Annotated in this window: 28 protein-coding genes and 1 pseudogene; 12 read left to right on the forward strand and 17 right to left on the reverse strand. The window is 68.9% G+C overall.

The window, feature by feature from the left end; all coding sequences use genetic code 11:
- Window positions 1–34 precede the first annotated feature (34 nt).
- The gene (locus ACRDSK_RS03050) at window positions 35–1,066 is read left to right on the forward strand and encodes an alpha/beta hydrolase (protein WP_431438318.1); all 1,032 of its coding nucleotides are present in this window, start codon (window positions 35–37) and stop codon (window positions 1,064–1,066) included.
- Between the two features lie 461 nt (window positions 1,067–1,527).
- A complete protein-coding gene (locus tag ACRDSK_RS03055; protein ID WP_431438319.1) occupies window positions 1,528–2,532 on the forward strand; it encodes a methyltransferase in 1,005 nt (334 codons plus the stop codon).
- A 120-nt stretch (window positions 2,533–2,652) separates the two neighbouring features.
- Here ACRDSK_RS03055 and ACRDSK_RS03060 read toward each other — a convergent pair whose 3' ends face one another.
- On the reverse strand, window positions 2,653–2,841 hold the full coding sequence (locus tag ACRDSK_RS03060) for a hypothetical protein (protein WP_431438354.1): 189 nt from the start codon (window positions 2,839–2,841) through the stop codon (window positions 2,653–2,655).
- Here ACRDSK_RS03060 and ACRDSK_RS03065 point away from each other — a divergent pair.
- A complete protein-coding gene (locus ACRDSK_RS03065; RefSeq protein WP_431438320.1) occupies window positions 2,750–3,013 on the forward strand; it encodes a DUF6933 domain-containing protein in 264 nt (87 codons plus the stop codon). The genes ACRDSK_RS03060 and ACRDSK_RS03065 overlap by 92 nt on opposite strands.
- On the opposite strand, the pseudogene ACRDSK_RS03070 reads toward ACRDSK_RS03065, so the two are convergent.
- The 4 genes and pseudogenes from ACRDSK_RS03070 to ACRDSK_RS03085 all read right to left on the reverse strand — a co-directional run.
- Window positions 2,911–3,172 (reverse strand): annotated as a pseudogene (locus ACRDSK_RS03070) (ATP-binding cassette domain-containing protein); the annotation flags it as partial. The gene ACRDSK_RS03065 and the pseudogene ACRDSK_RS03070 sit on opposite strands and share 103 nt — an antisense overlap.
- Window positions 3,169–4,566 (reverse strand): alpha/beta hydrolase family protein, encoded by a 1,398-nt coding sequence (locus tag ACRDSK_RS03075; protein WP_431438321.1) that lies wholly within the window; start codon window positions 4,564–4,566, stop codon window positions 3,169–3,171. The gene ACRDSK_RS03075 and the pseudogene ACRDSK_RS03070, both read right to left, overlap by 4 nt.
- Window positions 4,567–4,632: 66 nt before the next feature.
- Window positions 4,633–5,313 (reverse strand): response regulator, encoded by a 681-nt coding sequence (locus tag ACRDSK_RS03080; protein WP_431438322.1) that lies wholly within the window; start codon window positions 5,311–5,313, stop codon window positions 4,633–4,635.
- Window positions 5,314–5,327: 14 nt separating this feature from the next.
- A complete protein-coding gene (locus ACRDSK_RS03085; protein WP_431438323.1) occupies window positions 5,328–6,428 on the reverse strand; it encodes a sensor histidine kinase in 1,101 nt (366 codons plus the stop codon).
- Between the two features lie 144 nt (window positions 6,429–6,572).
- Between ACRDSK_RS03085 and ACRDSK_RS03090 the strand changes: the two genes are divergently transcribed.
- Window positions 6,573–7,154 (forward strand): hypothetical protein, encoded by a 582-nt coding sequence (locus ACRDSK_RS03090; RefSeq protein ID WP_431438324.1) that lies wholly within the window; start codon window positions 6,573–6,575, stop codon window positions 7,152–7,154.
- A gap of 449 nt (window positions 7,155–7,603) precedes the next feature.
- Here ACRDSK_RS03090 and ACRDSK_RS03095 read toward each other — a convergent pair whose 3' ends face one another.
- Together ACRDSK_RS03095 and ACRDSK_RS03100 are read right to left on the reverse strand one after the other, a co-directional pair.
- Window positions 7,604–9,154, reverse strand: coding sequence for a class I adenylate-forming enzyme family protein (locus ACRDSK_RS03095; protein WP_431438325.1), 1,551 nt, complete (start codon window positions 9,152–9,154; stop codon window positions 7,604–7,606).
- A gap of 29 nt (window positions 9,155–9,183) precedes the next feature.
- Window positions 9,184–10,764 (reverse strand): class I adenylate-forming enzyme family protein, encoded by a 1,581-nt coding sequence (locus tag ACRDSK_RS03100; RefSeq protein ID WP_431438326.1) that lies wholly within the window; start codon window positions 10,762–10,764, stop codon window positions 9,184–9,186.
- 103 nt (window positions 10,765–10,867) lie between these two features.
- Here ACRDSK_RS03100 and ACRDSK_RS03105 point away from each other — a divergent pair, with 103 nt between their 5' ends.
- Genes ACRDSK_RS03105 through ACRDSK_RS03120 form a run of 4 tightly spaced genes read left to right on the forward strand, consistent with a single transcriptional unit; the run spans window position 10,868 to window position 13,717 of the window.
- Window positions 10,868–11,359 carry an FAS1-like dehydratase domain-containing protein gene (locus ACRDSK_RS03105; protein ID WP_431438327.1) on the forward strand — a complete coding sequence of 164 codons (492 nt, stop codon included), beginning with the start codon at window positions 10,868–10,870 and terminating at the stop codon, window positions 11,357–11,359.
- Window positions 11,356–11,784, forward strand: a complete 429-nt coding sequence (locus ACRDSK_RS03110) for an FAS1-like dehydratase domain-containing protein (protein WP_431438328.1) — start codon at window positions 11,356–11,358, stop codon at window positions 11,782–11,784. Before ACRDSK_RS03105 ends, ACRDSK_RS03110 begins: the two co-directional genes overlap by 4 nt.
- A gap of 23 nt (window positions 11,785–11,807) precedes the next feature.
- Entirely contained in the window at window positions 11,808–12,149 is a 342-nt protein-coding gene (locus tag ACRDSK_RS03115) for a DUF485 domain-containing protein (protein ID WP_431438329.1), read from the forward strand.
- A complete protein-coding gene (locus ACRDSK_RS03120; RefSeq protein ID WP_431438330.1) occupies window positions 12,146–13,717 on the forward strand; it encodes a solute symporter family protein in 1,572 nt (523 codons plus the stop codon). The genes ACRDSK_RS03115 and ACRDSK_RS03120 overlap by 4 nt, the downstream gene beginning before the upstream one ends.
- Here ACRDSK_RS03120 and ACRDSK_RS03125 read toward each other — a convergent pair.
- From ACRDSK_RS03125 to ACRDSK_RS03145, 5 genes are all read right to left on the reverse strand, one after another.
- Window positions 13,698–14,822 (reverse strand): MFS transporter, encoded by a 1,125-nt coding sequence (locus tag ACRDSK_RS03125; protein WP_431438331.1) that lies wholly within the window; start codon window positions 14,820–14,822, stop codon window positions 13,698–13,700. The two genes, ACRDSK_RS03120 and ACRDSK_RS03125, sit on opposite strands and share 20 nt — an antisense overlap.
- Before the next feature lie 93 nt (window positions 14,823–14,915).
- On the reverse strand, window positions 14,916–16,046 hold the full coding sequence (argE, locus tag ACRDSK_RS03130) for an acetylornithine deacetylase (protein ID WP_431438332.1): 1,131 nt from the start codon (window positions 16,044–16,046) through the stop codon (window positions 14,916–14,918).
- A 54-nt stretch (window positions 16,047–16,100) separates the two neighbouring features.
- The gene (locus tag ACRDSK_RS03135; protein ID WP_431438333.1) at window positions 16,101–17,207 is read right to left on the reverse strand and encodes a branched-chain amino acid aminotransferase; all 1,107 of its coding nucleotides are present in this window, start codon (window positions 17,205–17,207) and stop codon (window positions 16,101–16,103) included.
- A gap of 34 nt (window positions 17,208–17,241) precedes the next feature.
- A complete protein-coding gene (locus tag ACRDSK_RS03140) occupies window positions 17,242–17,712 on the reverse strand; it encodes a YbaK/EbsC family protein (protein WP_431438334.1) in 471 nt (156 codons plus the stop codon).
- A 23-nt stretch (window positions 17,713–17,735) separates the two neighbouring features.
- Window positions 17,736–18,566, reverse strand: a complete 831-nt coding sequence (locus tag ACRDSK_RS03145) for a fumarylacetoacetate hydrolase family protein (protein WP_431438335.1) — start codon at window positions 18,564–18,566, stop codon at window positions 17,736–17,738.
- A 140-nt stretch (window positions 18,567–18,706) separates the two neighbouring features.
- Here ACRDSK_RS03145 and ACRDSK_RS03150 point away from each other — a divergent pair, with 140 nt between their 5' ends.
- Window positions 18,707–19,534, forward strand: a complete 828-nt coding sequence (locus tag ACRDSK_RS03150) for a helix-turn-helix domain-containing protein (RefSeq protein WP_431438336.1) — start codon at window positions 18,707–18,709, stop codon at window positions 19,532–19,534.
- Between the two features lie 8 nt (window positions 19,535–19,542).
- Here the strand turns inward: ACRDSK_RS03150 and ACRDSK_RS03155 are convergent, their stop codons facing one another.
- Genes ACRDSK_RS03155 through hisD form a run of 4 tightly spaced genes read right to left on the reverse strand, consistent with a single transcriptional unit; the run spans window position 19,543 to window position 23,342 of the window.
- A complete protein-coding gene (locus tag ACRDSK_RS03155) occupies window positions 19,543–20,550 on the reverse strand; it encodes a beta-ketoacyl-ACP synthase 3 (RefSeq protein ID WP_431438337.1) in 1,008 nt (335 codons plus the stop codon).
- Window positions 20,540–21,013, reverse strand: coding sequence for an acyl-CoA thioesterase (locus ACRDSK_RS03160; protein WP_431438338.1), 474 nt, complete (start codon window positions 21,011–21,013; stop codon window positions 20,540–20,542). Before ACRDSK_RS03160 ends, ACRDSK_RS03155 begins: the two co-directional genes overlap by 11 nt.
- Window positions 21,010–22,032 (reverse strand): 3-hydroxyacyl-CoA dehydrogenase family protein, encoded by a 1,023-nt coding sequence (locus ACRDSK_RS03165; RefSeq protein WP_431438339.1) that lies wholly within the window; start codon window positions 22,030–22,032, stop codon window positions 21,010–21,012. Before ACRDSK_RS03165 ends, ACRDSK_RS03160 begins: the two co-directional genes overlap by 4 nt.
- A complete protein-coding gene (gene hisD / locus ACRDSK_RS03170; RefSeq protein WP_431438340.1) occupies window positions 21,999–23,342 on the reverse strand; it encodes a histidinol dehydrogenase in 1,344 nt (447 codons plus the stop codon). The genes ACRDSK_RS03165 and hisD overlap by 34 nt, the downstream gene beginning before the upstream one ends.
- Window positions 23,343–23,436: 94 nt before the next feature.
- On the opposite strand from hisD, the gene fabG reads away from it, so the two are divergent.
- On the forward strand, window positions 23,437–24,204 hold the full coding sequence (fabG, locus tag ACRDSK_RS03175; RefSeq protein WP_431438341.1) for a 3-oxoacyl-ACP reductase FabG: 768 nt from the start codon (window positions 23,437–23,439) through the stop codon (window positions 24,202–24,204).
- Between the two features lie 46 nt (window positions 24,205–24,250).
- The gene (locus tag ACRDSK_RS03180) at window positions 24,251–24,886 is read left to right on the forward strand and encodes a TetR/AcrR family transcriptional regulator (protein ID WP_431438342.1); all 636 of its coding nucleotides are present in this window, start codon (window positions 24,251–24,253) and stop codon (window positions 24,884–24,886) included.
- A gap of 3 nt (window positions 24,887–24,889) precedes the next feature.
- On the opposite strand, the gene ACRDSK_RS03185 is transcribed toward ACRDSK_RS03180, so the two are convergent.
- Entirely contained in the window at window positions 24,890–26,041 is a 1,152-nt protein-coding gene (locus ACRDSK_RS03185) for a CaiB/BaiF CoA transferase family protein (protein ID WP_431438343.1), read from the reverse strand.
- 119 nt (window positions 26,042–26,160) lie between these two features.
- Here ACRDSK_RS03185 and ACRDSK_RS03190 point away from each other — a divergent pair, with 119 nt between their 5' ends.
- Entirely contained in the window at window positions 26,161–26,940 is a 780-nt protein-coding gene (locus tag ACRDSK_RS03190; protein WP_431438344.1) for an enoyl-CoA hydratase/isomerase family protein, read from the forward strand.
- Window positions 26,941–26,997: the final 57 nt, after the last annotated feature.

The raw sequence follows: 26,997 nt of genomic DNA on the forward strand, positions 1-26,997 counted from the left end.
TTCGGCAACCAGAAACGACAAGGGGAAGTATCTCGTGGAACTGACCACCATGCGTCCGACGCCGGCCAGGCTGACCGAGCCGGTTGACGCCGCGGAGCGCTTTTTCGTTGCCGACGCCGACCACCAGCTCGTCGCGGATCCGGCCCGCCGTGAACCGGTGCGGTTCGTCAGCGAGAGGCTGATCCTCGCCGGCCATCTCTACCGCCCACCCGAGGCAGCGGAGGGCGAGAGCACGCCGGGGATCGTCATGTGCGGGCCGGCGAGCAGCGTAAAGGAGCAGACGCTGCCGCACTATGCGCAGCAGTTCGCCGAGGCCGGCTACACCGTGCTGACGTTCGACTCGCGGACCTATGGGGACAGCGAGGGCGAGCCGCGCTGCTACTACGACCCGGCGCAGATCATCGACGACTACGCCAACGCGGTGAGCTACCTGCGCGCCCGCGAGGATGTCGACGGGGAGCGGATCGCGCTGGCCGGCGTGTGCATGGGCGGCGGGTACGCGATCTCGACCGCGGCCCGGGACAAGCGGGTGGCCGCGGTGGTCAGCATCGCCGGTGGGTTCAACATCGGCGGCACCTTCCTGGCCGCCATGGGATCCGACGGGTTCGCGAGCCTGCTGCGCCAGCTCAACGACCTGGCCGGCACGGAGTACGAGACCGGCGAGGTGCAGTACATCCCGGCGATCGCGCCCGACCTGTCCGACGGGCTGGCGTTCATGCCCAACCCCGAGGCGTTCAGCTACTACGACCGCACGTCCCGCAGCGACGCGCCCGCGTGGGAGAACCGGGTCGTGGCCAAGTCCCTGCAGTCCTACTTCGCCTACAACGCGATCGCGCACGCGCCGCTCGTCGCGCCGACACCGATGCTGATCGTGCACGGCACCACCGACCTGTTCCTGTGGCCGGAGTTCGCCCAACAGGTCTACGACGCCGCCGGCGGTGACAAGCAGCTCGCCTGGATCGACACCCACAACCACATCGAACTCTACGACCAGGATCCCTACGTCAGCCGGGCCGCCGCACACGTCATCGAGTGGCTCGACGCCCGCCTTGGCACCGGCGCGTGACCACAATGGACGTTCCACGCTCGGTCCGGCGGTCCGCGCTGACCAGATCATGGCGACGTTGACCGACGACGCGATCGTAACCGACTCCGGCCGGCGCTTCGCCGACACCGAGCTCAGCGTCGACTTCCAAATCCTCGGGCTTCAACGGAACCAACCTCCGCTACCGATTCACCACCCGCGGCAACCGCGTCGCAGGCCTCACGCTCGGCTAGCGCCGGCACGCCGTCGCCAGCGGGTTGGGCGCCAACGATTCCGCCCGAGCCCTCAGCCGGCGCGCTAGTCCGGAACGCGCTGAGCAACCGAGATGCGGGCGGGTCGGAGAAGGTTGTCGATCTGGACAACAGCGACGGCGTCTGCCCGCCCGAGCGGTTCGCTGGTGCCCGCGACGGGGCTCCCGAGTTCGGACCCTCCTGTAACGAAAACCATTGTCATGTAGCTGTGCTTCTGCTAGAGATTGAGGCATGACTGAGCCGGAGAACCGCGCGAAGCTCGTCCAGCTGGTGTTCGGGGGGATGGCCGCCCAGGTCGTCGGCGCGGCCGCTCGGCTGAACATCGCCGACCAGCTCGGCGACGACGCACGCACCACGGCCGAGTTGGCCAAGGCCTGCGCGGCCGACGAGACCGCGATGCGCCAGCTGCTGCGTGCGCTCGCCGCACTCGAGGTGTGCACCGAGAACCCGCAGGACACGTTCGCGCTGAACCCGGCGGGCGCGCTGCTGCGCCGCGACGTGCCCGGATCGATGCACGCGCTCGCGACATTGTTCACCGACGAGACGATCGTCGGTGCCTGGCGCCACCTGGACCAAGCGGTCCGTGATGGACGGACGGTCTTCAAGGACGTGTTCGGCACCGACATCTACAGCCACCTCAAGACACAGCCGGAGCTGTCCGCCACGTTCAACGCCGCGATGAGCCAGGGCACCCGCCTCACCGCGCAGGTCATGCCCGCGCACTACCCGTTCGAGCGTTTCGACACAGTGGTGGACGTCGGCGGTGGCGACGGCACGCTGCTCGCCGGCGTCCTCGCCGCCCACCCACACCTTCGCGGGATCCTCTTCGACACCGACGAAGGCCTGGCCCAGGCACCGCCGAACGACCGCATCACCCAGCAGACCGGCGACTTCTTCGAGGAGATCCCCGCCGGCGCGGACCTGTACTTGATCAAAAGCGTGCTACACAACTGGGACGACGACCGATGCGCGACGATCCTCGCCAACTGCCGCCGCGTCATGCCCGACCACGGCCGCCTGCTGATCATCGAACCGGTACTGCCGGAGATCGTGGACGGCACACTCCCGCACACCATGTACCTGTCCGACCTGAACATGCTGGTCAACCTCGGCGGCCGCGAACGCACCCGCGCCGATTTCGAAAAACTGTGCCAGCGAACGGGATTCGCGGCGACCGACGTGATCCCGCTCCCGCCGCCCGCGGCCTTCAGTCTCATCGAGGCCACCCCCACATAGGTTGACCACGATCAAGGCCCATCCCTGGCCTGGTCCGCGGTGATGTCGCCCGGTGGTGGTCCTGGCTTCCGTGATTGGCGCAGGCGTGACGGCTGACGGGATCGCATGCCACGGTCGCGGTCAGGGAAGGATGGCGTCGTCAGTTGTTTGTGCTGCCAATCCTCGTCGGGCGCGGTTGGCGGGCTCGACAAGCGCAGCAGCTTCTTTGCCGGCCCTGATGCCGTTGGCGCCCGCTGCGACGCTGACCAGCAGGATCGCCGAGCACCTCATCACCGTGCTGAGCGCCCACCACGCGCCCGCCGCGATCATGGACCAAGAACGGCGGCACATGCGGACCTGTCAGCTGGGCGCGACCACGAACCGCAGCGTCGTGGGCGTCATGCCGTTCGCAGCGGCGACGGCCCGGAGGTGTGCCCGTGCGGTGCGGCCGGGATGCGCGGTGGCCGCATCCAGCAGGGCCGCGACCGTACGCAGTGAGTGATGCAGTGCGGCGTACGGCTGGCCGTCGATCAGCGCGGTGCCCGGACGTCGGCCGGTCCAGCCCAACGATCATCCGCATGGTGGTGGACTTCCCAGCGCCGTTCGGTCCGAGGAGGCCGGTCACCACGCCGGGTGCGATGGCGCCGTGGTCGTGTTTCATGGCAGGAGCAGTCCCCAGTAGATCGCCCAGGGGACGAACAGGGCGCCGCCGGCTAGGAGCAGGCTGTGGCGTAGCCGGTCGGCGGAGTTTCGCCAGCCGCGAGCGAGCAGGAGCGTGGCGACGGTCGCCGCGACCGCGAGTGCTTGCAGGACCAGCCAGATGATCGGCCGGTTGCCGAGCAGTGAGCCGGCCTGCACGCGGTACTCGGTCATGGTGAACATCAGCGCCGACAGGTAGCCGGTCATGCCGAGCGGAACGATCAGGCCGGTGCCGGTGAGCACTCGCGCCGACCACGTACCTGGTAGGCCACGCCCGCGGAACCGACGCACCGCCGCGATCAGCGGGTAGGCCCCGAACGCGACGAGGAACACCCCGAGCGCGCCGAACTGCACGGGCGCGGACTCCCACCACGCCGGGCGCGACACCCCGACGCTGGTCCGGTCCTGCGCGGGCAGCGGATCGACGTGTTCGGCCGGCACCCGACCCGTGGTCACGTCACGGACCCAGGCGCCGACGGTGTCCGCGTAGCCGGGCATCAGCTCGGGCAGCCGCTCCCCGTCCGGCCCGCGCTGGTGCATCGCGTGCTCGGCGTTCGGTACGAACCGGATCACGTACTGGTGGTTGCCGGACTCGCGCAGGATCGCGGCGACCAGCTCGGCGTTCTGCGCGGGCGGGATCGCCGTGTCCCGCTCACCCCACAGACCGAGTACCGGCTGTCGAACGCCGTGCAGTGCGGGGATCGGGTCGTGGAAACCGCCGCCGTACATGCCGGCGTCGGAGATCATGCGGTGCCAGGTGACCGGGAACGACCTGGTGATCGAGCCGTTGATGCCGGCGTTGGCCATCTTGTTGGTGACGTTCCACGACTGCTGGCGGATCGGCGACATGGCCGAACCCGCCGCCAGTACCACGAACTTGACGTTCGCGGTCCTCGCCGCGGCGATCGGCACGACCCAGCCGCCCTCGCTCAACCCCCACATCCCGGCCTTCGCCGGGTCCACTTCGGGTCGCGCCCGCAGCACCGCGAACGCCCGCAGCGCGTCGTCCGCGAGCTGGCCGAAGTCACGGTGGAACCGCGTGTAGTCCTTCTCCCGCTTGTCCGGTGCCAGCACCACGATCCCCCGCCTGGCGAATGCCTCCGCCTCGCCACGCAGCTGCTCGCGGTAGCCGGGGCCGCCGGTGCCGGAGCCATGCACGAGCAACATGGCCGGCAGCTTCCCGGACGTTTCGCTCGGGGCGAACACGGTGCCGCCCAACGTGATCCCGTCGGCGGTGCGGAAGCTGACGTCCGTCGTGCGCACACCAGCGGGCTCGGCCAGCGCCACCGATGGTCCTAACGCGACAGCGAGCACCGCGCCGGCGGTGGCGACGAGCGCTTTCGTGATGAGGTTCATGGCTCGATGGTCGACCGAATACCCGGCGCGGACATCGCCGGCACGAGCGATCCGCCGACCGGGCCGTCAGGACGAGGAGCCGGGGACGATGAGCCCCCGTTCGTAGGCGATGATCGCGGCCTGCACTCGGTCTCGCAGGTGGAGCTTGCTGAGCACGTTGCTCACGTGCGTCTTGACGGTGTGCTCGCTCACCACCAGCTCCGCGGCGATCTCCGCGTTGGACAGGCCACGGCCGAGTAGCACCAACGCCTCCAACTCGCGGGCGGTGAGCACCTCCAGGTCGGCGGACGCGGGCGCGGGGCGGGACTGCCGGCGGACCATGTCGTCGATCAGGCGCCGGGTCACCACGGGCGACAGCAGCGCCTCCCCGGCGGCCACCACCCGCACCGCCTGCACCAGATCGTCGCGGCGGATGTCCTTCAGCAGGAACCCGCTCGCCCCGGCCAAGAGCGCGTCGTAGACGTAGTCGTCCTGATCGAAGGTGGTCAGCATGACCACGCGGGTGGCGGTGTCCGCGCACACGATCCGAACCGCCTCGATCCCGTCCATCCGCGGCATCCTGATGTCCAGCAGCAACACGTCGGGCTGGTGCTCGCGCACCGCCGCGACCGCCGCCAGCCCGTCGCCCGCCTCGGCGACCACCGAGAAGTCGGGCTGTGCCTCCAGGATCATCGCGAACCCGCTCCGGACCAGCTCCTGGTCGTCGGCGATCACCACCCGGATGATCCGCGGCGCCTCGCTCCACATCGGACGACTCCACATCAGACAGGCAGGCGCACCTGAACCTGGAAACCAGGTCCACCCTCGACGGGTCCAAAGCGGGCGGTGCCACCACAGGCCGCGGCGCGTTCCCGGATCCCGATCAACCCGTGCCCGCCGCCGGCGTTCGGCTTCGGCGCACCGCCGTCGGTGATCGTAACCACGAGCTCGGTGTCCTCCCAGTCCAGGCGAACCGAAGCGGTGGCCGCGTCGGAGTGCCTGACAACATTGGTCAACGCCTCCTGCACGATCCGGAACACAGCGACCTCGACCTCCGCCGGGACCGTCCGTCGCATCCCACCGGTCACCATCGACACGTGCGGACCGACCCCCGCCACCAGCTCGGGCAGCCGATCCAGCGACGGTTCCTCGACATCGCGGCCGGCATCCCCCTGGTCGGCCTCGTGGAGAACGCCGAGCGTCCGCCGCAGCTGCGTCATCGCGTCCCGCCCCGCCGCGGCGACGGCGTCGAACGCCGCCTCGGCCCGCGCGGGGTCGCTGCGCAGCACGACCGGGCCAGCCTCCGCCTGTACCACCATCACGCTGACCGCATGCGCCAGGATGTCGTGGGTATCCCGGGCGATCCGCGCCCGCTCCTGCCGCGCCGCCCGCTCCTCCAAGGCCGCCGCGTAGTCCCGTCGCACCTGCGCGGACCGGCCCAGCGCGTAGGCCGCGCCCCACAGGAACACCTCGCGGACCGCCGCGGCAACCGAGCCGAGCAGCCCGCCGACGAGAACGATGCCCACCGCCGAAGCGACGAGCGCGACCACTCGAGACCGGTGCGGCGCCTGGTCGGCGACCGTGTACATCACCACCAGGGCGCCGTACCAGACCGGTTGCTCCGGCCCGTGCCCGCCCACCATCGAGTACCCGGCGATGCCGATCGCCGTGATCAGCAGGCACAGCAGCGGGTTTCGCCGGCGCCACAGCACCGGCAGCGTCGCGAGCAGCACCGGAGCGAACTCCAGCACCGTCCACGGCCGGCCGTCACTTCTGATCGTGAACAGGAACGGCGCCGACTGCGCGATCAGCGCCAGCACGGTGAGGACGACATCAACCGCGGTCGGCGACAACACCCGCAACCTGGCCAGCCAACCAGACATCACCCGTTACACAGTAGTGCGGACCGGCGCGGCACCGCCTCACCGAAGCGAGTGAGACCGCAATCGGTCACACCGGCGATGCGCCGGCGGCCACCAGGCGCGACCGTTGAGCCCATCCAACCTCCACCTGGAACGGAGGCGGCCGTGCCGTCCAGACTGCCGATCCTCGCCCTCGCGCCAGCGTTACTGGTCGTCGGCGTGCTCCTGATGTCGACGACCGACGCGTGGACCGCATCGCACCTGATCTTCCTGTGCGGCGCCGTGACCATGTTGCCGGCCGGCGTGCTCCTGCACGACCTGGTGCGCGACGGCCCGGCCTGGCTGCCATGGTCCGGCCGCGCGCTGATGTTCGCGGGCGCGCTGGCGCTGGCCGGCCAGTTCCTCATCGACCTCGTCGTCATGCGCCTGGCCGGCGGCGACCGAACGCTCACCGGCCCGATGTTCGACACCATCCAGGAGTCGACGCCGTTGGCGCTCATCGTCTACCAGGTCGGCCCGGCGTTGCTGTACACCGGGCTCGCCGTGTTCGGCATCTCGTTCATCCGCCGCACCGGTCAATGGTTCCTGCCCGGCTGGCTGCTCGTCGCCGGCAGTCTCACGGTGGGCGCCGCCCGGATCACCGACATACGCGCGGTGGAGGTCATCGGGCTGGCACTGGTCCTCGCCGCACTCGTGCTCACCGTCGCCTTGGCACGATCCCCCGCGAAAGGGGTGCCGATCGCATGACATCGAGCGAGGCGGGCGGGTCCACCTGCTCCTGACTCGACCTGGTCGAGCGCTGGTTCGCCGAACTGACCAACCGCAAGCTGCGCCGCTCCGCCCACCGCACGTCATCTGCGACCGACCGGTATCCGAAGTGGTGCCGGTCGAGCACGCCCGAATGGCCGACCGCACCGTGCTGCTTAACCAGACCAGCAGTGGATCTTGCTCGCGGCGTGGCCCAGCCACTACTTCATCCCGCCGGGACGTCCTTGACGAACACGATCTCATCCTTGTTGGCCACGTCCGCCCGGTCACCCTGCGGAAGTTGGCCTGACCGCTGCGGCGCAAGCGCCTGGGCAGAAGGGGTTGGTGCTCGACGAGCACGTCAACACCCTGGATCCGGGGGCTCCTCCGTGAGCGTGCCGCGGCAGGCCTAATGGGAGAACTGCGAGGGATGGTCGACGACATCGTAATCAACTTTGCATCGCGTACTCGCGGAGCTTGAACTTCTGTACCTTGCCAGCGGCCGTTGTCGGGAAGTCGGTCAGGAACTCGACCCGCTGCGGCACCTTGTACCTGGCCAAGCGTCGGGCACAGTGGTCGACAACGTCCTCTGCCCGCAAGTTTTGGCCCGGTCTGAGTTGGACGAACGCCATGCCGACCTCACCGAGGCGGTCATCCGGAATACCCACGACCTGTGCTTGGGCGACGGCTCCGAGTTCACAGATGGTCCGCTCGATCTCGGCGGGCGAGACGTTCGTGCCTCCGACGATGAAGATGTCCTTGAGCCGGCCGGTGATCCGCAGCCGTCCGTCGGCTCGGATCAGGCCCAGGTCACCGCTGCGGAACCAGCCGTCCGGGCGTAGTGCTTCGATGGTCTGTTGCGGCATTCGGTGGTAGCCGCTGGTCACCCGGTGTCCTCTGATCCACACCTCCCCCTCTGCGCCGTGGGCGGTGGGTTGCATAGAGCCCGGGTCGAAGATGGCGACCTCGTAGTCGTTGCCGATGGGGGTGCCGACGGTCTCCAGCAGGGCGTCGAGCGGGTCGTCGGGGCGGGTCGCGGTGGCCACTCCGGTGGTCTCGGTCAGGCCGTACATCACGACCAGGTCCATGCCGAACCTCTCCCGGACGCCCCGGACAAGGTCCGCGGGGATGGTCGAGCCGGCGATCCAGCCCACCCGCACCGACCGCAGGTCGTAGGAGTTCTGGTCGAGTGCGGTCAGCATCATGATGAAGTGGCTCGGCACGCCGTTGACCACGGTGCACTGCTCGGCTTGCACGGTGCGCAGGGCGGTTTCTCCGGTGAACCGGTCCACGCAGACCAGCGTGCACCCGGTGTGCAGCGCAGTGAGCACGGCCATGAACGAGCCGGCGACGTGGAAGAACGGCATGTGCGCGAGAAGCCGGTCGGAGCTGCTGACGGACATCAGCCTGGCCATGGCCGCGACGTCGGCGAGTGCCTCGTGCCGGTGTCGCACGCCTTTCGGCACGCCGGTGGTTCCCGACGTGTAGAGCAGGATGATGTCGTCGGACGGCTCGGCGGCGGCGCGGGCCTTCGCCAGCCGGTCGGACATCGGGGTGGCGGCCAGGCTGTTGAAGGTCAGCGCGGTGTCGTCGCCGACGGTCACCACGTGTCGCAGGCCTGGCTGCCGGGCTTGGATCTCCTCGACCATCGCGGTGTAGTCCGTGCCGAGAAACTCGGGCAGGTGGAACAGCACGCGGGCACCGGACTGTTCGATCAGGTACGCGGCTTCACCGGTCTGGTAGCGGGTGTTGATCGGGACCAGGGTGGCGCCGATGCTGGTCGTGGCCAGCCAGACCACCGGCCACTCCGGGATGTTGGGCAGCCAGACCGCGACCTTGTCCCCTCGCTGGACTTCGAGGTCCAGCAACCCGGCCGCGACCCCGTCGACCTGTCCGCGAAGTTCGCTCCAGGTAAGGCGAGTTCCGTTGTGGACGATGGCCTCCCGGTCCGGGAACCGGTCCGCGGTGAGGAGAAGTTGGCTGTACAGCGTGTTCGACATGACCTGCGCCTTTGCTCGGTCCGGAGCCCTCAGCCGGAGTAGTGGGCGGCGTGCTCCTGCCGCAGGAGGTTCTTCTGGACCTTTCCCGTCGAGGTCTTGGGCAGCTCGGCACGGACGATGACGTCCTTGGGTACCTTGAACCCGTCGAGATGAGCCTTCACCTTGTGACGGATGGTCCCGCCGTCGAGCTGGTGGCCGGGCCGGGGAACCGCCACCGCGGTGATGGCCTCGCCCCAACGCTCGTGTGGCAGGCCGATCACCGCTACCTCGCGGATCGCCGGTTCGGCGGCGTACAGCGCGAGCTCGACCTCGATGGACGCGACGTTCTCGCCGCCGGTCTTGATGACGTCCTTGGTGCGGTCGTCGAACCAGAGGATGCCGTCGTCGTCGAAGTGGCCGAGGTCGCCGGAGTGGAACCAGCCGTTTCGGCACGCGTCGGCGGTGGCCGCGTCGTCGTCCAGGTAGCCGTTCATCAGCTGCGGGCCGCGGTAGACGATCTCGCCGGTGCGGCCGGACTCGAGCAAGCCACCGTCGTAGTCCATGATGGCGACCTGGGTGTTCACGGTGGGGGTGCCCACCGCACCACTGTGCGACAGCTGGTGCTCCGGACGGAAGATCGTGGTCACCGGACTCATCTCGGTCTGCCCGAACATCAGCGACAAGTCGCAGCCGAGCAGCTCGATCGCGCGCCGCAGTTCGTCGGCCGGCATCGGCGCCATGCCGTAGACCGCGAGCCGTAGCGTCGACACGTCGCGGGTGGTGATGTCGTCGCGGCCGAGCAGTTCGCGGTACATCATCGGCAGCCCGAAGATGATCGTGACACCGAACTCCTCGATGGTGTCCAGCAGCCGTGCCGCGTCGAAGGACGGCAGCAGCACCATCGTGGCGCCGACCGCCACGGCGGGTGTGCAGAAGAGATTGAGCTGCGCGGTGTGGAACAGCGGCATCATGCAGGCGAGCCGGTCGCGGTCGGAGAAGGACCACTCCACGGCGATGGCCAGCGATTCCAGGTACACCGCCAAGTGGCTGCCCAGCACGCCCTTCGGGCGCGACGTCGTGCCACCGGTGTAGAGACACTGCACCGGACAGTCGTCGCCGATGACGACCGCCGGGGCATCCTCCCTGTCTGCCGCGAGGTCATCAAATCTCCGGCAGCGGCGCCCGATGTCGAGCATCTCGTCGCCGACGACGATGACGTCCGTGACCGTGTCGACCTCGCGGATCGCGTCGAGCGCCGCGCCGAGCAGGTCGGCGGCGACGACGATGCCGGTGACGCCGGAGTGGCGCAGGACGTAGGCGGTCTGGTCCGTGTTCCAGCCGAGGTTGATGGGCACGGCGACGACGCCCGCCTTGGCGCAGGCGTAGTAGGTGATCAAGAACTCCGCGGTGTTGCCGGACATTACGGCGATGCGGTCGTCGGGCCGGTAGCCGTCCCGGATCAGGCCGTGCGCGATCTGGTTGACCCTGGCGTCCAGCTCCCGCCAGGTCCAGCGACGGCGCCCGTCGACCAGGGCGAGCGCACCCGGTGACCGTGCCGCGGTGCGCGTCAGCATGTCACCGACGTTGACGCGACGGAGCAGGTTCTGCTCCGTGGACTGGCTCACGCTCATGGACGCCTCCGTCCGAGATAACAGCGACTCTATCTTTTGAACACTGTTACGTCTAGTGTATCGGTGTCCTGACAGTCCTGTAACGACACTCGAGGTGAGACAGTTGACCTCCGCGATCCAACTCGCGTACGAGCACGCGAGCCGCGCCGTCGGTCGCATCCAGACCGTCGACGTGGGCGTCGTCTCGTGTCGGGAGTTCCAGCGCTTCGCCTACGCCAGCGGTGACGTGAACCCGCGCTACTTCGGCGATGACGCCGTCGCGCCGCCGCTGTATCTGTCCGCGGTAATGGAATGGGGCGCAGGCCCCGCGAACGAGCAGCTGCGCGCGGACGGCACCGGAGGCAGTGAGACCGCGGGCGTGCCCATCGACGGCCTGCGCCTCATGGGCGCGGGCCAGGACCTGGAGCTCCACCACCCGGTCACGGACGGTACGGCCGTGACCGCGGAGGTCAGCATCGACGACGCCAAGCTCAAGCAGGGACGCTCCGGCGAGCTGCTGATCATGACCGTACTGCGGCGCTTCCGCGATCACGCCGGCAGCGAGTTGCTGACCTGCCGGGAGACGTTCATCGTGCGCGAGGAGTCATCGACATGAATTTCTCCGATATCACGGTCGGCACCCGGATCACGGCACTGGAGAAACACCCGACGAGCGTGCAGCTCTTCCGGTACAGCGCCGTCACGTGGAACGCGCATCTCATTCACTACGATGAGACGCACGCACGCAGCGAGGGTTATCCGTCGATCCTGGTTCCCTCCCATCTGCACGGCTGTTTCCTGGTGCAGGCGGTCCTGGACTGGGCCGGCCCACATGCGCGGCTACGCCGTTTTCGTTGGCAGAACAAGCAACTCGCGGTCGCCGGTGACGTGCTCACCTGCACCGGCGAGGTGACCGCCGTGCGATCCGGCGACGGTGTCGCAATCGCAGAATGCGAGCTCGAAGAACGCAACCAGAAAGGAGAGGTCTGCGCACCGGGGTGGGCGGTCGTCGAACTACCACTCAGTTCCCGAACGGAATAGTGCACGGATATACGGGAGTCAACATGAAATCACCGGTGGATTGGGCGACGCTGGAGTCCTTGAGCGAGCTGCGCGAGCTGGTGGCGCGGCGCAGGCGGTATCGGTGGACGCTGAACTCCGCATGGATCGCTGGGACCGCCGGCTACCTGCTGCTCATGACGTTCGGCCGGGACCTTCTCGGCGCGAGCGTGCTGGGCGCGGTCAACGTGAGCTTCCTCGTGGTGGTGCTGGCCCAGCTCCTGGCGTTCACGCTGGTGGCGAGCTACGCACGCAAGTCGAACCGCGTGTTCGAGGCGATGGAGGACCGCGCGCGCCTGCGGTTCGCGCAAGCCACGGCGTCCCAGGTCGGAAAGGGCGAGTCATGAACGGTGAGTCGAACACGCTGGCCCTGTCGGTCTTCGGGGTGGTGCTGGCCGTGACGTTCGCGGTCACCTACTGGGCGGCGCGACGCACCCGGACGGCGACCGAGTACCTCGTCGCCGGACGCGGGATCACCGGCGCGCAGAACGGGTTCGCCATCGCCGGCGACTTCCTGTCCGCGGCGACCTTCCTCGGCATCGCCGGGCTGGTCTTCCTCTACGGCTTCGACGGCACGATCATCCCGGTGGCGGCGATCATGTCGTTCGTGCCGGTGATGCTGATCCTCGCCGAGCGCATGCGCAACACCGGCAAGTTCACGATGGCGGACGTGCTCGCGTTCCGGCTGCGCGAACGCCCCACCCGCGCCGCGGCCGCGGTCACCACCCTGGCCGTCACCGGGTTCTATCTGATGGCGCAGCTGCTCGGCGCGGGCGTTCTCATGCAGGCGCTGGCCGGTGTCGACTTCTCGGTGGCGGTGGTGCTCACCGGCACGTTGATGTTGGTCTACGTCATCTTCGGCGGCATGCTGGCCACCACCTGGGTGCAGATCATCAAGGCCGGCCTGCTGATGGTCTGCGGGATCGTGCTCACCGTTGTCATTCTTTCCCGAGTCGGGTTCAGCATCTCCGGCCTGTTCGCGCGGTCCGCGGGCAACCACCCGGCCGGCGCGGACTACCTGGTGCCCGGGCTCCAGTACGGCGACCCGCTCGATGTCGTGTCGTTCGGGATGACGTTCGTTCTCGGCACCGCCGGGCTGCCGCACATCCTGATGCGGTTCTTCACGGTGCCGGACGCGAAGGCGGCGCGGACGTCCGTCGTGTGGGCCGTCGGGCTGATCGGCAGCTTCTTCCTGATGACGATCATCATCGGCCTCGGCGCTCGCGCGCTGCTGGACGACGCGGGTGTGCGGGCCGCCGGCGAGAGCGGGAACCTGGCGGGCCCGGCCCTGGCCGCCGAGCTCGGCGGCGGCATCGGCTCCACCGGCGGCGGCATCGCGCTCGCGTTGATCTCCGCGGTGGCGTTCGCGACCATCCTGGCCGTCGTGGCCGGATTGGTGATCACCTCGTCCGGCGCGGTGGCCCACGACATCTGGAACAACGTCGTCCGCCGCGGTCGCAGCTCCGACCGAGAGGTCACGTTGGTCGCACGGATCTCAGCCGTCGCCGTCGGGATCGTGGCGATGGTGCTCACCGTCTGGGCCGGGCCGTCCTTCAACATCACCTTCCTGGTCGGATTGGCCTTGTCGGTCGCGGCCAGTGCCAACTTCCCGGCGCTGGTGATGGCCCTGACCTGGCGCCGGTTCAACACCGCCGGCGTGCTGACCGGCCTGGCGTTCGGACTGGTCAGCTCGCTGGTGCTGATCCTGCTCAGCCCGACGGTCTACCCCGGCGAGTCGGCGCCATGGCCGTACGCCTACCCGTCGCTACTGTCGGTTCCGTTGGGGTTCCTGGGTTGCTGGCTCGGCTCCCTGTTGGCGCCACGGGATCACAACGAGCGGGAGTTCGCCGAGTTGCTGGTACGCGCGGAGACCGGCTACGGAGCCGAGGGCGAGGCTACGTCGTCGCGCGCCTGACCAGTTCGTTGCGGTACAAGGCGAAAATCATCAGTCCACTGAGCACACAGGATGCGGTGACGTACCAGGTCGGCGAGAGCTTGTCGCCGGTCTGGGCGATGAGCCAGGTCGCTATGAACGGGGCGAACCCATCGAAGATGGCGACCGCCAGGCTGTAGGCGATGGACATGCTGGTCGACATGACCTCGGCGGGGCATACCTCGGCCATGGCCGCCGGCGCGACACCCGTGAAGGCCGCGAAGACCACCGCGAAGCACAGTTGCAACGCCAACAGCGACCCGAACGACGGGTTGTCGGCCAGCCACGCGAACGAGGGCATCGTGAGCACGATGATGACGGTGACGGATCCGAGTAGCAGGGTGCGGCGGCCGATCCGGTCGGAGTACGCGCCGAACACGGGCACCAGAACCAGGAGCACCAACAGGCACGCGCCGTTGGCGAGGAACGAGTCCCGCTGCGCGATACCGTGCTCACGGACCGCGTAGGTCGGCATGTACACCAGGAAGAAGTACGTGCACACGGTCCAGGTGATGGTGATCCCGAACCCGGCGGCGATCCCACGCCAGTGGCTGCCGACCGCGAGTGTGAGCCGGGAGCGCCGGCGGTCGGCACGTCGGAACTCCGCGGGCTCGTCGGTCCTGGCCCGGATGTAGAACCCGATTGGTCCGATGAGGACACCGAGGAGGAACGGCACCCGCCAGCCCCAGCTCTCCAGGGCCGCCGGCGACAGCGCCCCGGTCAGCACGACACCCGACACCGACCCGACCAGCAGCGCGCCCGCCTGGCCGGCCTGCTGCCAGCTGGCGTAGAACCCGCGGCGGTCTGGCGGCGCGTGCTCGAGCAGGAAGGCGGTCGCGGCGCCGAACTCGCCGCCAGCCGAGAATCCCTGGATCAGGCGGGCGAGCACGATGATGGCCGGGGCCCACGCACCCGCCACGGCGTGCGTCGGTGCGAGCCCGATCATGGCCGTGCCGACCGCCATCATCAGGATGGTCACCGACAGCGCGACCTTGCGACCTCGGCGGTCGGCCAGGCTGCCCAGGACGGCGGCACCGATCGGCCGCATCGCGAACCCCACGCCGAACGTGGCGACCGCGAGCAGCAACGAGGCGGTCGCGTCACCACAACCGCACGAACATTTCGCCGACGCGATTCCCGCGGAGTAGCCGCGGGAGCCGACGAACTCACGGAAATCTTGTCAGTCGACATGGACATTCTCCTCTTCCGCCCATTTCGTCACGCCCATGAGAAATTCGGCCGTACGGCCGAGCTGGGCCGTGTCGATCCATTCGTCGGGCTGGTGTGCCTGCTCGATCGAGCCCGGCCCGCAGATCACCGTGGGCATACCCGCCGCTTGGAAATAGCCCGCCTCGGTGCCGTAGGGCAGGCTGTCCGCCGGACCGTCCAGACCGAACTCGCGCACCAACCGAACGGCTCGATCGTCGTCGGCACGCAGCGGCGGAACCGCGACGAGTTCAGTGCTCTCCACGCGCAGATCCCGTGCCGCGGTGGACGTCCAGCGAGCAGCACGGCGCCGAAGCTCGTCGATGTCGGCGTCGGCGGCCGGGCGCAGCTCCCAGTCGACGACGCAGCGTTCCGGCACGACGTTGGTCCCGGTCCCGCCGGTGACCCGGCCGATGTTGACCGTCGTCCGGGTCACGCCCTCGGCACGGCCCAACTCCGGGTCGGCAAGCAACTCGACGAACCGCGCGGCGGCCTGAACCGCGCTGCTGCCCTTCGACGGGTCGCTGGAATGCGCCGCGTGGCCGTAGAAAGTCGTCTGGAACGCGAGGTAGCCGCGATGGCGGTCGGCGACCCGCATGCCGGTCGGCTCGCCGACGATCACAACGTGCGCCTGTCCGCAGGTGGCGACCACGTCGTCGACAAGGCGCGGCGCACCGACGCAGCCGATCTCCTCGTCGTGACTGAACGCGAGGTGGATCGGCCTCCGCAACCGGCCCGTTCCCCAGTGCGGTGCCGCCGCCAGGCAGACGGCGATGAACCCCTTCATGTCGGCGGTCCCCCGACCGTGCAGCCGGTCCCCGCGCCGTGTCAGCCGGAACGGATCCGACATCCACCGTTGCCCCTCGACCGGGACCACGTCGGTGTGCGCGGACAGCACGACACCACCGGGCTCCGGTGGCCCGAAGCAGGCCAGGACGTTGGCGTTGGCGCCGTTCTCGTCGAAGTTCAGGCCAACCCACGCGCCGTTCTCTCTCAGATAGCCAGCGACCCATTTCGCGAAATCGAGGTTCGACGTGGCGCTGGTCGTGTCGAAAGCGACAAGAATGCGGAGTAGGTCGATCGTCAACTCATCGGAGATCACCATGAATTGACGCTACGGTTTCCGCGTAGGGGAGTCTTGTACGTCCTTTGCGCTTGTTCAGCCGAGCCGATACATCCAGCCATGGCGGTCGGGAATCGTGCCCGTCTGGATACCGGTCAGCTCCGCGCGCAAGCGCATTGTCAGATCGCCAGGACGACCGTCGGCGATGGTGAACTGCCCATTCGCATGCCGGACCCGTCCGATGGGCGTGATGACCGCGGCCGTGCCGCAGGCGAAGACCTCGGTGAGCGCACCGGCTTCGGCGGCCTCCCGCCACTCACCGGTCGAGACCGGTCGCTCCTCGACGGAGACGCCGAGGTCCGCGCCGAGGGTGAGCAGCGAGTCCCGGGTGACGCCGGCCAGCAGCGATCCGGACAGCGCGGGCGTTACGAGCCGGGCCCGCGAGCCCGAGCCGAAGACGAAGAACAGGTTCATCCCGCCCATCTCCTCGACCCACCGACGTTCCGTCGCGTCGAGCCACACCACCTGGTCGCAACCCTGTTCGGCCGCCTGTGCCTGGGCGAGGAACGCGCCGCCGTAGTTGCCCGCGCACTTCACCTCACCCGTCCCGCCCCGCGCGGCCCGGATGTAGTCCGTCGACAGCCACACCGTGAGCGGCCGGACGCCGCCGGCGGCGAAGTAGGCGCCGGCCGGCGAGGCGATCACCAGGTACAGGTACGAGTTCGACGGCTGGTTGACGCCGAGACCGACCTGTGTCGCGACCGCGAAGGGCCGCAGATACAGGGCGTCCTCTCCCCCGTCGGGCAACCACCGCCGGTCGGCTCGGACCAGCGCCGACAACGACTCCAGGAACAGCGCCTCGGGCAGTTCGGGCATCGCCATCCGCGCCGCCGATCTGCGGAAGCGTGCCGCGTTCGCGGTTGGCCGGAACGTCGCGACCGTGCCGTCCGGGTGCCGGTAGGCCTTGAGTCCCTCGAAGATCGCCTGGCCGTAGTGCAACACCGCGGCCGCCGGGTCGACCGGCAGCGGGTCGTAGGGCACCACCGCCGCGTGGTGCCAGCCGAGCCCGGCGTTCCATGGCACGGTCACCATGTGGTCGGTGAAGTGCTGCCCGAAGCCGGGCTCGGCCAACACCTCCGCAACGCGTTCCGGGGCCGCCGGCGACGGGTTGGGGGTGTGCGTGAACGGCGCGATGGCGGTCACGATCAGCTCACGTCCTTTGTGGACGACACGGTGGTCATCCGCCATCGGGGGTCTTGCAGACGTCCACCCATGCGGCGCCGACGAGTTCGGCCATCCGCACCGGGTTGATCCGCATGGCGGCATGCGTCGAGCCGGCCGCGGGGACGACCTCGTCGTAGGCCTTCAGTTGGATGTCGCAGTACACCGGCAACGGTGTGGCGAGCCCGAACGGGCAGACGCCGCCGACCGGGTGCCCGGTCAGCCGCTCGGCCACCTCGGGCGCCAACATCCGCGCCTTGCCGCCCCACTCGGCCCGTACCTTGCGGTTGTCCAGCCGTGAGTCGCCGCAGGCCACCAGCAGCACGTTCCGGTCGCCGACCGACAGCGAGAGCGTCTTGGCGATCTGCGCGGGCGCGATGTTCCACTCCGCCGACAGCCACTGGGTGTTGCTGCTCTGCGCCAGTTCCACGATCGTCACGTCCGGCGCGTGCTCGGCCAGAAAGCCGCGAACCGCTGTGATACCCATGTCGGTGTCCTCCTTGCCGGGACTCACGTCGCCGGCCGTCGCGCGGCGACGGCGTTGCGCAGTAGCCCGATTCCCTCGATCTCGACCTCGATCTCGTCGCCCTGGACGACGGCCTGCGTGGTGCCCGGCGTACCGGTGAAGATCACGTCGCCGGGCAGCAACGTCACATACCTGCTGCAGTAGCTGAGCAGCTCGTCCGGCGAGAAGACCAACTCGCTCGTGTTGGACGACTGGCGCACCTCGCCGTTGACGCGTGTCTCGAGCGCGAGGCCCGAGCGGTAGTCCAACCCGGTGACGATGGCCGGCCCGATCGGGCCGAAGCCGTCGGCGCCCTTGGCGCGGAACCACTGCAGGTCCTCCAGCAACCAGTCGCGTTCGACCAGGTCGTTGCAGATCGTCACCCCGAAGACGTGCTCCCGGGCCTGTGCCGTCGGCACGTCTCGTGCGGTCTTGCCGATCACCAGAGCCAGCTCGCCCTCGAAATGGACGTTCTTGGCGTCGGCCGGGAAAACGATGTCCGCGCCATTCGGAATCAGGCTCGTGGGGAACTTGGCGAATACACCGGGATAGTCATCCGGGACCGGCCGGCCGGCCGCGTTGCGAATCACACCCTCGGATTTCTCGACGTGTTCTCGGTGGCTCGCGTAGTTCAGGCCGACGGCTATCACCTTCGACGGCTCGCACGGCACCAGAAATGTCACGTCGGAAACCGCATGTGTACGCCCAGTAGTCGTCGCGCCGGTGAACAGATCGCCCTTGAGCTCGTGAATCTCGTCGTCGTCCCAAATCCCGTAGCGGGCCTCACCCGCGTGCTCGTACCGGACGTACCTGGTCACCGCGTCCTCTCGCACCATCCCTGCTCCTGACTCCGTTTCGGCTGGTCGTCGGACCGAAGGTAGGCCGGACGGGCGCGGAAGGTCTTGTACGTTCTTTGCGTCCTGTCTAGAATGCGGTCATCCCGAATATCTCCCGCCTGAGCGAAACGATTGACGGTATGGTTGAAGGATCTCACCGAGATACCGATCGGGTGCGCGCGTGGAAGCCGGCGATTCCGGAAATCGTCGAGGTATTTCACGCGCGTTTCGCTCACTACGCCTACCCCGCGCACGCGCACCAGACGTGGACCCTGTTTCTGGTCGACGACGGTGCGATCCGGTACGACCTGGATCGACATCCGCACGGTACCGATCCGTCCACAGTGGGCGTGTTGCCGCCATACGTCGTGCACGACGGGCGTCCCGCCACCAGCGACGGCTTCCGCAAGCGGGTGCTGTACCTGGCGAGCGCCGCACTCGGCGAGGAACTCATCGGCCCGGCCGTCGATCAGCCGGTGATCGGAGATCCGGTGCTGCGCCGGCACCTGTCCGCCATCCACGGACTGCTGAACCACGCCGATGACGCGCTCGAGGCGGAGAGCAGGCTGGCGGTGGCCCTCGACCGGCTGCGCGGCCACTTGCGCCGGCGTGCGGCGACTGATCCCGCGTGGCCACAGCGTCCCGGCAGCCTGGCCGAACAGTTCCGCGCGCTGCTCGACACCGATCTCGCGGCCTCGGTCTCGCTCGGTACTGCCAGTCAGACCCTCGGCGCCAACCCCGCGCACCTGGTTCGCTCCTTCACCCGGCAGTTCGGCGTCCCGCCACACGCCTACCAACTCGGCCGCCGCATCGAACTCGCCCGGCAGCGGCTGCTTGACGGGGAACCCGCGTCGGAGGTCGCCGCCAGCGTCGGCTTCTACGACCAGTCGCATTTCACGCGGCACTTCAAGCGTTACGTCGGGACGACACCCGGCCGCTACGCGCTCGCCTCGCATGACGGCGCGTAAATCCCCGCTCACGGCACGGTGACTACCTGGCCGGCATAGGTCAGACCCGCACCGAACCCCAGCAACAGCGCCCGATCGCCGGAACGGATCGCGCCCGTGTCGAGCAGCGCGCACAAGGCGAGCGGGATCGAGGCCGCCGACGTGTTGCCTTGCTCCTCGACATCGCGGGCGATGACCACGCCGTCGGGCAGTCCGAGGGAACGGGCGAGCGAGTCGGTGATCCGGCCGTTGGCCTGGTGCGGGATGAACGCGGCCAGGTCCGCCACCTCGATGCCCGCCTGCTTGAGCGCCCGCCGGGCCACGTCGACGATGGCCGTGGTCGCCCACCGGAACACCGCGGAGCCCTGCATGCGCAGACTCGGCCACGCCGCGTGCGAATCCGCCGTCAGCTCCCGTCGCCACGCCGTCCAGCTACGGTCCTGGGTGATCGCGGTGGTCCGGGTGGCGTCGCCGCCCCACACGACCGGCCCGATGTCCGGCTCGTGCGACGGGCCGACCACGACCGCGCCCGCGCCGTCGCCGAACACGAACGCGGTGCCGCGGTCGCCGTGGTCGAGCACGTCGGTCATCCGTTCCGCACCGACCACCAGAACCACCGACGCGCTGCCGCCGCACACCATGTCGTTGGCCAGTGCCAGTGCGTAACAGAAGCCCGCGCAGGCGGCGGACACGTCGAAGGCGGCGGCATCCGGCGCGCCGATCCGGGCGGCCACCTCGCTGGCCGCCGCCGGGGTCTGCCGCATGTGCGTCATCGACGCGACGAGGACGCAGTCGACCTGTCCCGGCACGACAGCCGCACGTGAAAGGGCCTGCTCGGCGGCCGCGGCCGCCATGGCCGAGAGCGTCTCGGTATCGTCGGCCCACCGTCGCCGCCGGATGCCCGACCGTGCCCTGATCCAGGCGTCGCTCGACCCGATCGGCCCGGCAACCTCCTCATTGGACACGACTCGACGCGGCCGGTACGACCCGGCGCCCAGGACGCGGGCGAACCGGTCGACTGTCGCGTTAGGACACATTCCTGGTCGCCCGGAGCTGGTGGAGGGCCTGGTGGATCTCCGGCGGAATCGGCACCGGCCGCCGGGTGTGCCGGTCGACGTAGACGTGCACGAACCGGGCCACGGCCACCGGCGTCTCGTCGTCGGTGAACAGGGCGACGTCGTAGCGCACGCTTGTGTTGCCGGAGCGCTCCAGCGCGATCCCGATGTGCACTTCCTGCGGAAAGTGGACCTCCTTGAAATACCGGCAGGAGGTCTCGACGACGACGCCCATCGCGGGTAGCTTCCGAATGTCCACTTGCGACGCGTCGAGCAGCCATCCGTTGATAGCGCTGTCCATCAGCACGTAGTGCACGGCGTTGTTGACGTGCCCGTACGTGTCGTGATCGGCCCAGCGGGTCGGCACGGTCCGGATAACCGGGTACTCGGCACGACGTCGCCGGGTTTCCGGTGACACGGCGGCCTTGGTGAGCTGGTCGGTCATCGTGGCGCTCCCTGTGCGTCGGCATGTGCGTCGGTGTCGTCGGGATCCGCGGCGAGGAGTTCGAGCAGGCGGGCGTAGTCGCTGTCCCGGCGGGCGAGCATGGCGCGGGTCTGGATCTGGTCCAGTGCCAGGAACCCGCCACCGCTCTTCGTGCCGAGCCGGCCGCGCGCCACCAGCTCGCTGAGTGCCGGGGGCGGGGCGAACCGCTCGCCGTAGGCCCGCCGCAACGTGTCGAAGGCGCCCGCGTAGACGTCCAGCCCGGCCATGTCGGCGATGGCGAACGGGCCGAAGAACGGCAGCCGAAACCCGAACGAGTGGCGCACCACCTCGTCGACCTGCTCCGGTTCGGCCACGCCTTCCTCGACCAGCAGGGCGGCCTCGCGAAACAGCGCGAACTGCAGCCGGTTCGCCACGAACCCGGGTCCGTCGCTGACCACGGCGGGCGACTTGCCCGCGGCCCGCAGCAGCGCGACGAGCCAGGTCACCGTCGACTCGTCCGTCCCCGGTCCGGGGATGATCTCCACGCCCGGCACGAACTGCGGCGGGTTGAACCAGTGCACGCCGAGCAGCCGGGACGGGTCACCCAGCGCCACGGCAAGCTCGGCGATCGGGATCGACGAGGTGTTGGTCGCGATCGGTGCGGCCGCCGGCGCGTGCTGCTCGATCGCGGCCAGCACGTCCCGTTTGACCCGCACGTCCTCGACGACCGCCTCGACGACCAGGTCCGTCCCCGGCAGGCCGTCGGCCATCGACGCGGCGGCCGCGGTCCGGGCGGCGACCTGCTCTGCCCGACCCGCCGGCCACAGCCCGCGTGCCTCGAACGCCCGAGCCTGTGTGCGCAGGTGCGCCAGCGAGGCGGCGGCCCGGTCACCGTCGATGTCCAGTACCACGACGTGCGCGCCCGCGGCGGCCAGGACCTGCGCGATGCCCTGCCCCATGTACCCGGACCCGACCACACCGACCCGGCGCCGAGACCAGCTCGATCTCACCGCGCGGTCCCGTATCGCGCGGGTGCCCATGCCATCGGCGCGCCGGCGTACTTCGCCGCCCGCACGTCGCCGGAGCGGGCATGGCCTTCGAAGAACTCCACCCGAGCCGCCCGGCCGCACAGTTCCCCGAGCCGGGCGCTCGAGGTGGTGTCGGTGACCTCCTGGTAGGTCACGGTCTTGAGGTACTTGCCGACCCAGAGGCCACCGGTGTATCGAGCCGCGCCCCCGGTCGGCAGCGTGTGGTTGGTGCCGATGACCTTGTCGCCGTAGGACACACAGGTCCCCTCGCCCAGGAACAGCGCGCCGTAGTTGCGCATCGCCGCGAGCGCTCGGCGGGGCTCCTCGGTGAGGATCTGGACGTGCTCGCTGGCGTAGTCGTCGGCCAACGCGTAGGCGGCCGGGAGGTCGTCCACGACGATGACCTCACCGTGGTTCTGCCATGCGGGAGCGGCGAAGTCCCGGGTCGGCATGTCCGGCAGGATCCGTTCGATGTGCTCGAGCACCCGCTGTGCCAGCTCCGCGGACGTGGTGATGAGCACCGCGGGCGAGTCCGGGCCGTGTTCGGCCTGTGACAGCAGATCCACCGCGACCACGAAGGGGTCCGCGTGCTCGTCGGCAACCACCAGGATCTCGGTGGGCCCGGCCAGCAGGTCGATGCCGACCTCACCGAACAGCTGCCGCTTGGCCTCCGCGACGTAGGCGTTGCCCGGCCCGGCGATCAGCTCGGCCTTGCGGATCGTCTCAGTGCCGAACCCCATCGCCGCCACCGCCTGAACCCCGCCGAGCAAAAGGATCTCGTCGGCTCCCGCCAGCGCCATCGCCGCTACCGTTGTAGCGGGCACCTCGCCGCGGATCGGTGGCGTACACGCCGTGACGTGATCGACCCCGCCGACCTTCGCGGTGGCGATCGTCATGTGCGCGGACGCGACGAGCGGATACCGGCCGCCGGGCACGTAGGCGCCGACCGACGACACCGGGATGTTCTTCTGCCCCAGGAAAACCCCCGGCTGGGTCTCCACTTCGAACTCGCGTAACGACCCGAGCTGGTGGCGGGCGAACTCGCGGACGTTGTCCTGCACAGTCCGGATGTCCGCGATCACGTCGGCCGGAACCGTCGCGACGATGCGTTCGACCTCCTCCCCCGACAGCCGGAAGCTCTCGGGCGACCAGTTGTCGAACTTCACCGAGTACTCGCGTACCGCGGTGTCACCACGACGCCGAATGTCGGCGAGTACCTCGCTGACGGTCTCGCGCACGCTGCGAGACCGATCTTCGTCTGCCGCCACCGGTACCGCGGACTTCAGGTGCTTGGTCACCACGTCCTCCAAGGTTCCACTCACCGCGTCAGATCACTGTTCAAAAAGTTGATACGGCGTTATGTTGAGGCTAACGTAATTCACTCATACGCACGAGTCAATGACGGAGGGACGGACGATGGATATCGACACGGCGAACAGAAGGACGGCGATCGTGACCGGCGCGGCCCACGGCATCGGAGCGGCGACCGCGCGGCGGCTTAGCGCCGACGGGTTCGCCGTGGCCGTGCTGGACCTCGACGAGTACGCGTGCAAGAGCGTCGTCGCCGAGATCGACGCCGGCGGCGGACGAGCCCTGGCCGTCGGCGCCGACGTCACCGATGAGCAGGCCGTCGCGCGAGCGGTGGCCCGGGTCGCCGAGGACCTCGGTTCGCCCACGGTGCTGGTGAACAACGCCGGAATCCTGCGGGACAACCTGCTGTTCAAGATGTCCGCGGCGGACTGGGACTCGGTGATGGACGTTCACCTGCGTGGTGCGTTCCTGATGAGCCGTGCCGCCCAGCAGCACATGGTCGCCGCGGGATGGGGCCGCATCGTCAACACCTCGAGCACCTCGGCGCAGGGCAACCGGGGCCAAGCGAACTACGCGGCGGCGAAGGCCGGGATACAGGGATTCACCAAGACGTTGGCCATTGAGCTGGGCAAGTTCGGCATCACCGTCAACGCGATCGCGCCCGGATTCATCGAGACCGCGATGAATGTCGCCACCGCCAAGCGCGTCGGCATGACTTTCGAGGACTTCCGCTCGGCGGCGGTGGCCAAGATCCCCGTCGGCCGTGCCGGCCAGCCGGCCGACGTCGCGGCCGCCACGTCGTTCTTCGTCCGGGACGACGCCCGCTACGTGTCTGGCCAGGTGCTGTACGTGGCCGGCGGCCCGTACGACTGACCGGTCACCCCACCCGTACAACGACGCGATCTGCTAGACACGAGACATGGGAACCGAATCGAACGCCGCCGCCGAACGCGCCAAGGCCGTCGGCGACCTCAAGCGGCAACTCATCCGCGATGCCGCCAAGGCGCTCTTCGCTCGGGTGGGCATCGCCGGCGCGTCGGTTCGGGAGATCGCCAAGGCAGCCGGATACACCACTGGCGCGATCTACACCTACTACCCGAGCAAGGAAGAGATCTACGCCGACATCCTGCGCGACTCGCTGGACGTGTTGATCGCCGAGTCCCGCGCCGCCCGCGCCGAGGCACCCGCCGGAGAGCGAGCGAGCGCCGCACTGAGCCGGATGTTCCGGTTCTACGTGGACCGGCCACACGACTTCGACCTGTCGTTCTACCTTTTCGGCGGCGGAGTCCGGCCGGTCGGCCTCACCCATGAGCTCAACCAGGAGCTGAACCAACAACTCAACGTGCTGTTCGACGAGTTGACCCATGCGTTCGTCGCCGACGGGGTGACCGACACCGAACGGGCGCACCGAGCCGCCGTCGGTGCGGGCGCCGCGATATTCGGCATCGTGCTGATGAGCAAGTCCGGACGGCTCACCGTCCTCGGCGAGGACCAGCACGCCCTGATGGACGCCCAGCTGGACATGATCAAGAAGTCGGTGCTGCCACCCGCGTAGCGATTACGGTTCGCCGACGACACCCTGCTCGAGCAGAGACCGAATCTCCTCCTCCGGGTAGCCCGCGGCCGCGAGCACCTCGCGGGTGTGCTCCCCGAGCGCGGGCACATGCCGCTCGATCGCTGTCGCGTGCCCGCGGATGGCCAATGGCTGCCGGATGTGCCGCCGCGCTGGGCGTCCGCCTGTAGCCGGAACGTCCACAAGCAACTCGCGCGCCCGGATGTGCGGATGCGCCACCATCTCCGCCACCGATAGCACGGGGCTGAACGGAACCCCGGCGGCGTCCAGTTCCCGTTCCCACTCCGCACGCCCACGGGTAGCCACAACGCTGGCGATCCGTTCGCGCAACTCGGGATACCGCGCGCGCCGGTCGGCCGCGGAAAGCGGGCCGTGCTCGGTGAGTCCAAGCACGCCGCACAACGCCCGCCAGAAGTCGTCCTCGTGTGCGACGCTCAGGCTCAGCACGCCGCCATCGGCAGTGCGGTACAGCTCGTAGCCGGGTTCACGCGGCGGCAGACCCGGCTCCGCGAGCCCGTTCGCGGCACAGAACGCGTAGGTCGTCATCCAGGACATCAGGCCGTCGGTCATCGAAACGTCGAAGTATCCGCCCGACCCGGCGAGAAGGCCGCTGAGTGCCGCGATGACGGCGAACATGCCCGACGACAGGTCGGCGACGGCGATCCGCGGCGCCGGCCACGGGTCCGTGCGATCCAGCCGCTCGGCCAGCATCCCGGCAATGGCCTGATAGGACACATCGTGTGCGGGCCTGTTCCGCAACGGGCCATGCTGACCGAAGCCGGAGATCGACACGTAGACGACGTCCGGGTTGACCGCGCACACGGCGTCGTAGCCCACGCCGAGCCGGTCCACGACGCCGGGACGGAAGCCCTCCAGCACCACGTCGGCACGCTCGCACATCCGCAGGAACACGGCGCGCCCCGCCGCGGACTTGAGGTCTACCGCCACCGAGCGCTTGTTGCGGTTCAACGCCTCGTGGAACCCGGGAAACCGGCGCGACGGATCCCCCGCGCCGCACCGCTCGACGAGCACGACGTCGGCGCCGAGGTCGGCCAGCAGCAAGGTCGCATATGGCCCCGGGTACTGCTCGGCCAGGCTCAGCACGGTCACTCCGGCCAGTGGTGCGGTATGAGTCATGAACCGAAGATAACACTGTTCAATATGCAGATATCCTGTTATCTTCTCGTCGACAGCGTCGATGTCGGCCGTCCCGCGGGCGACTGGCATCCCCGGACGAAAGGCAAACCATGCCCTCGGTGCTCTACGACAAGCGCGGCGACGTCGCCTACGTGACTATCAACCGGCCCGATGCCCGCAACGCCCTCAACCTCGAGGCACACAACGAGATGTGGCGGATCTTCCGGGATTTCCGAGACGACCCGAAGCTGCGGGTCGCGATCCTGACCGGCGCCGGCGACCACGCGTTCTGCGCCGGTGCCGACCTCAAGGAACTGCTCCCGCCCTGGCTCGACGAGGACGCGCTACACCCGCGCAAGAAGGTCAAGGACGGCTTCGGCGCGATCACCCGCGGCCTGCACCGCATCCACAAGCCGATCGTCGCCGCCATCAACGGCTGGGCACTGGCTGGTGGGTTCGAAGTCGCACTTGCCTGCGACATCCGCGTCGCCTCGGACCGCGCGAAGTTCGGCTCGTTCGAGGTACGTCGCGGCCTACACCACGCCGACGGCGGCATCCCGCGCCTGGTGAACTCATGCGGCGTCGGCGTCGCCCTGGAGATGCTGCTCACCGGCGAGCCGATCGACGCCCAGCGAGCACTGGCCACGAATTTGGTGTCCAAGGTCGTACCGCACGACGAGCTCATGGCGGCCACCGAGGACGTGGTGAGCAAGATCCTCCGCAACGACCAGTTCGCCGTCGAGTCCGCGAAAGAAACCATCCTCGACGTCATCGGCCGCCCGCTGGATGACCAACTCGCCATCGAAGCCCTCTGGGGCTACTCCACGATGGCCAATCCAGCCATCAAGCAACGACTGAAGGAGTTCTACGACAAGACCGACGCCGGCCGCGCCAGCTGACCAGCCATGCCGCGGCCGTAGCGGGGCTACGGCGGCCGCTTGGGCCGCGTGGGAAGG

The sequence above is a fragment of the Actinophytocola sp. genome (genome assembly GCF_050699915.1).
Classification (GTDB): Bacteria; Actinomycetota; Actinomycetes; order Mycobacteriales; family Pseudonocardiaceae; genus Actinophytocola.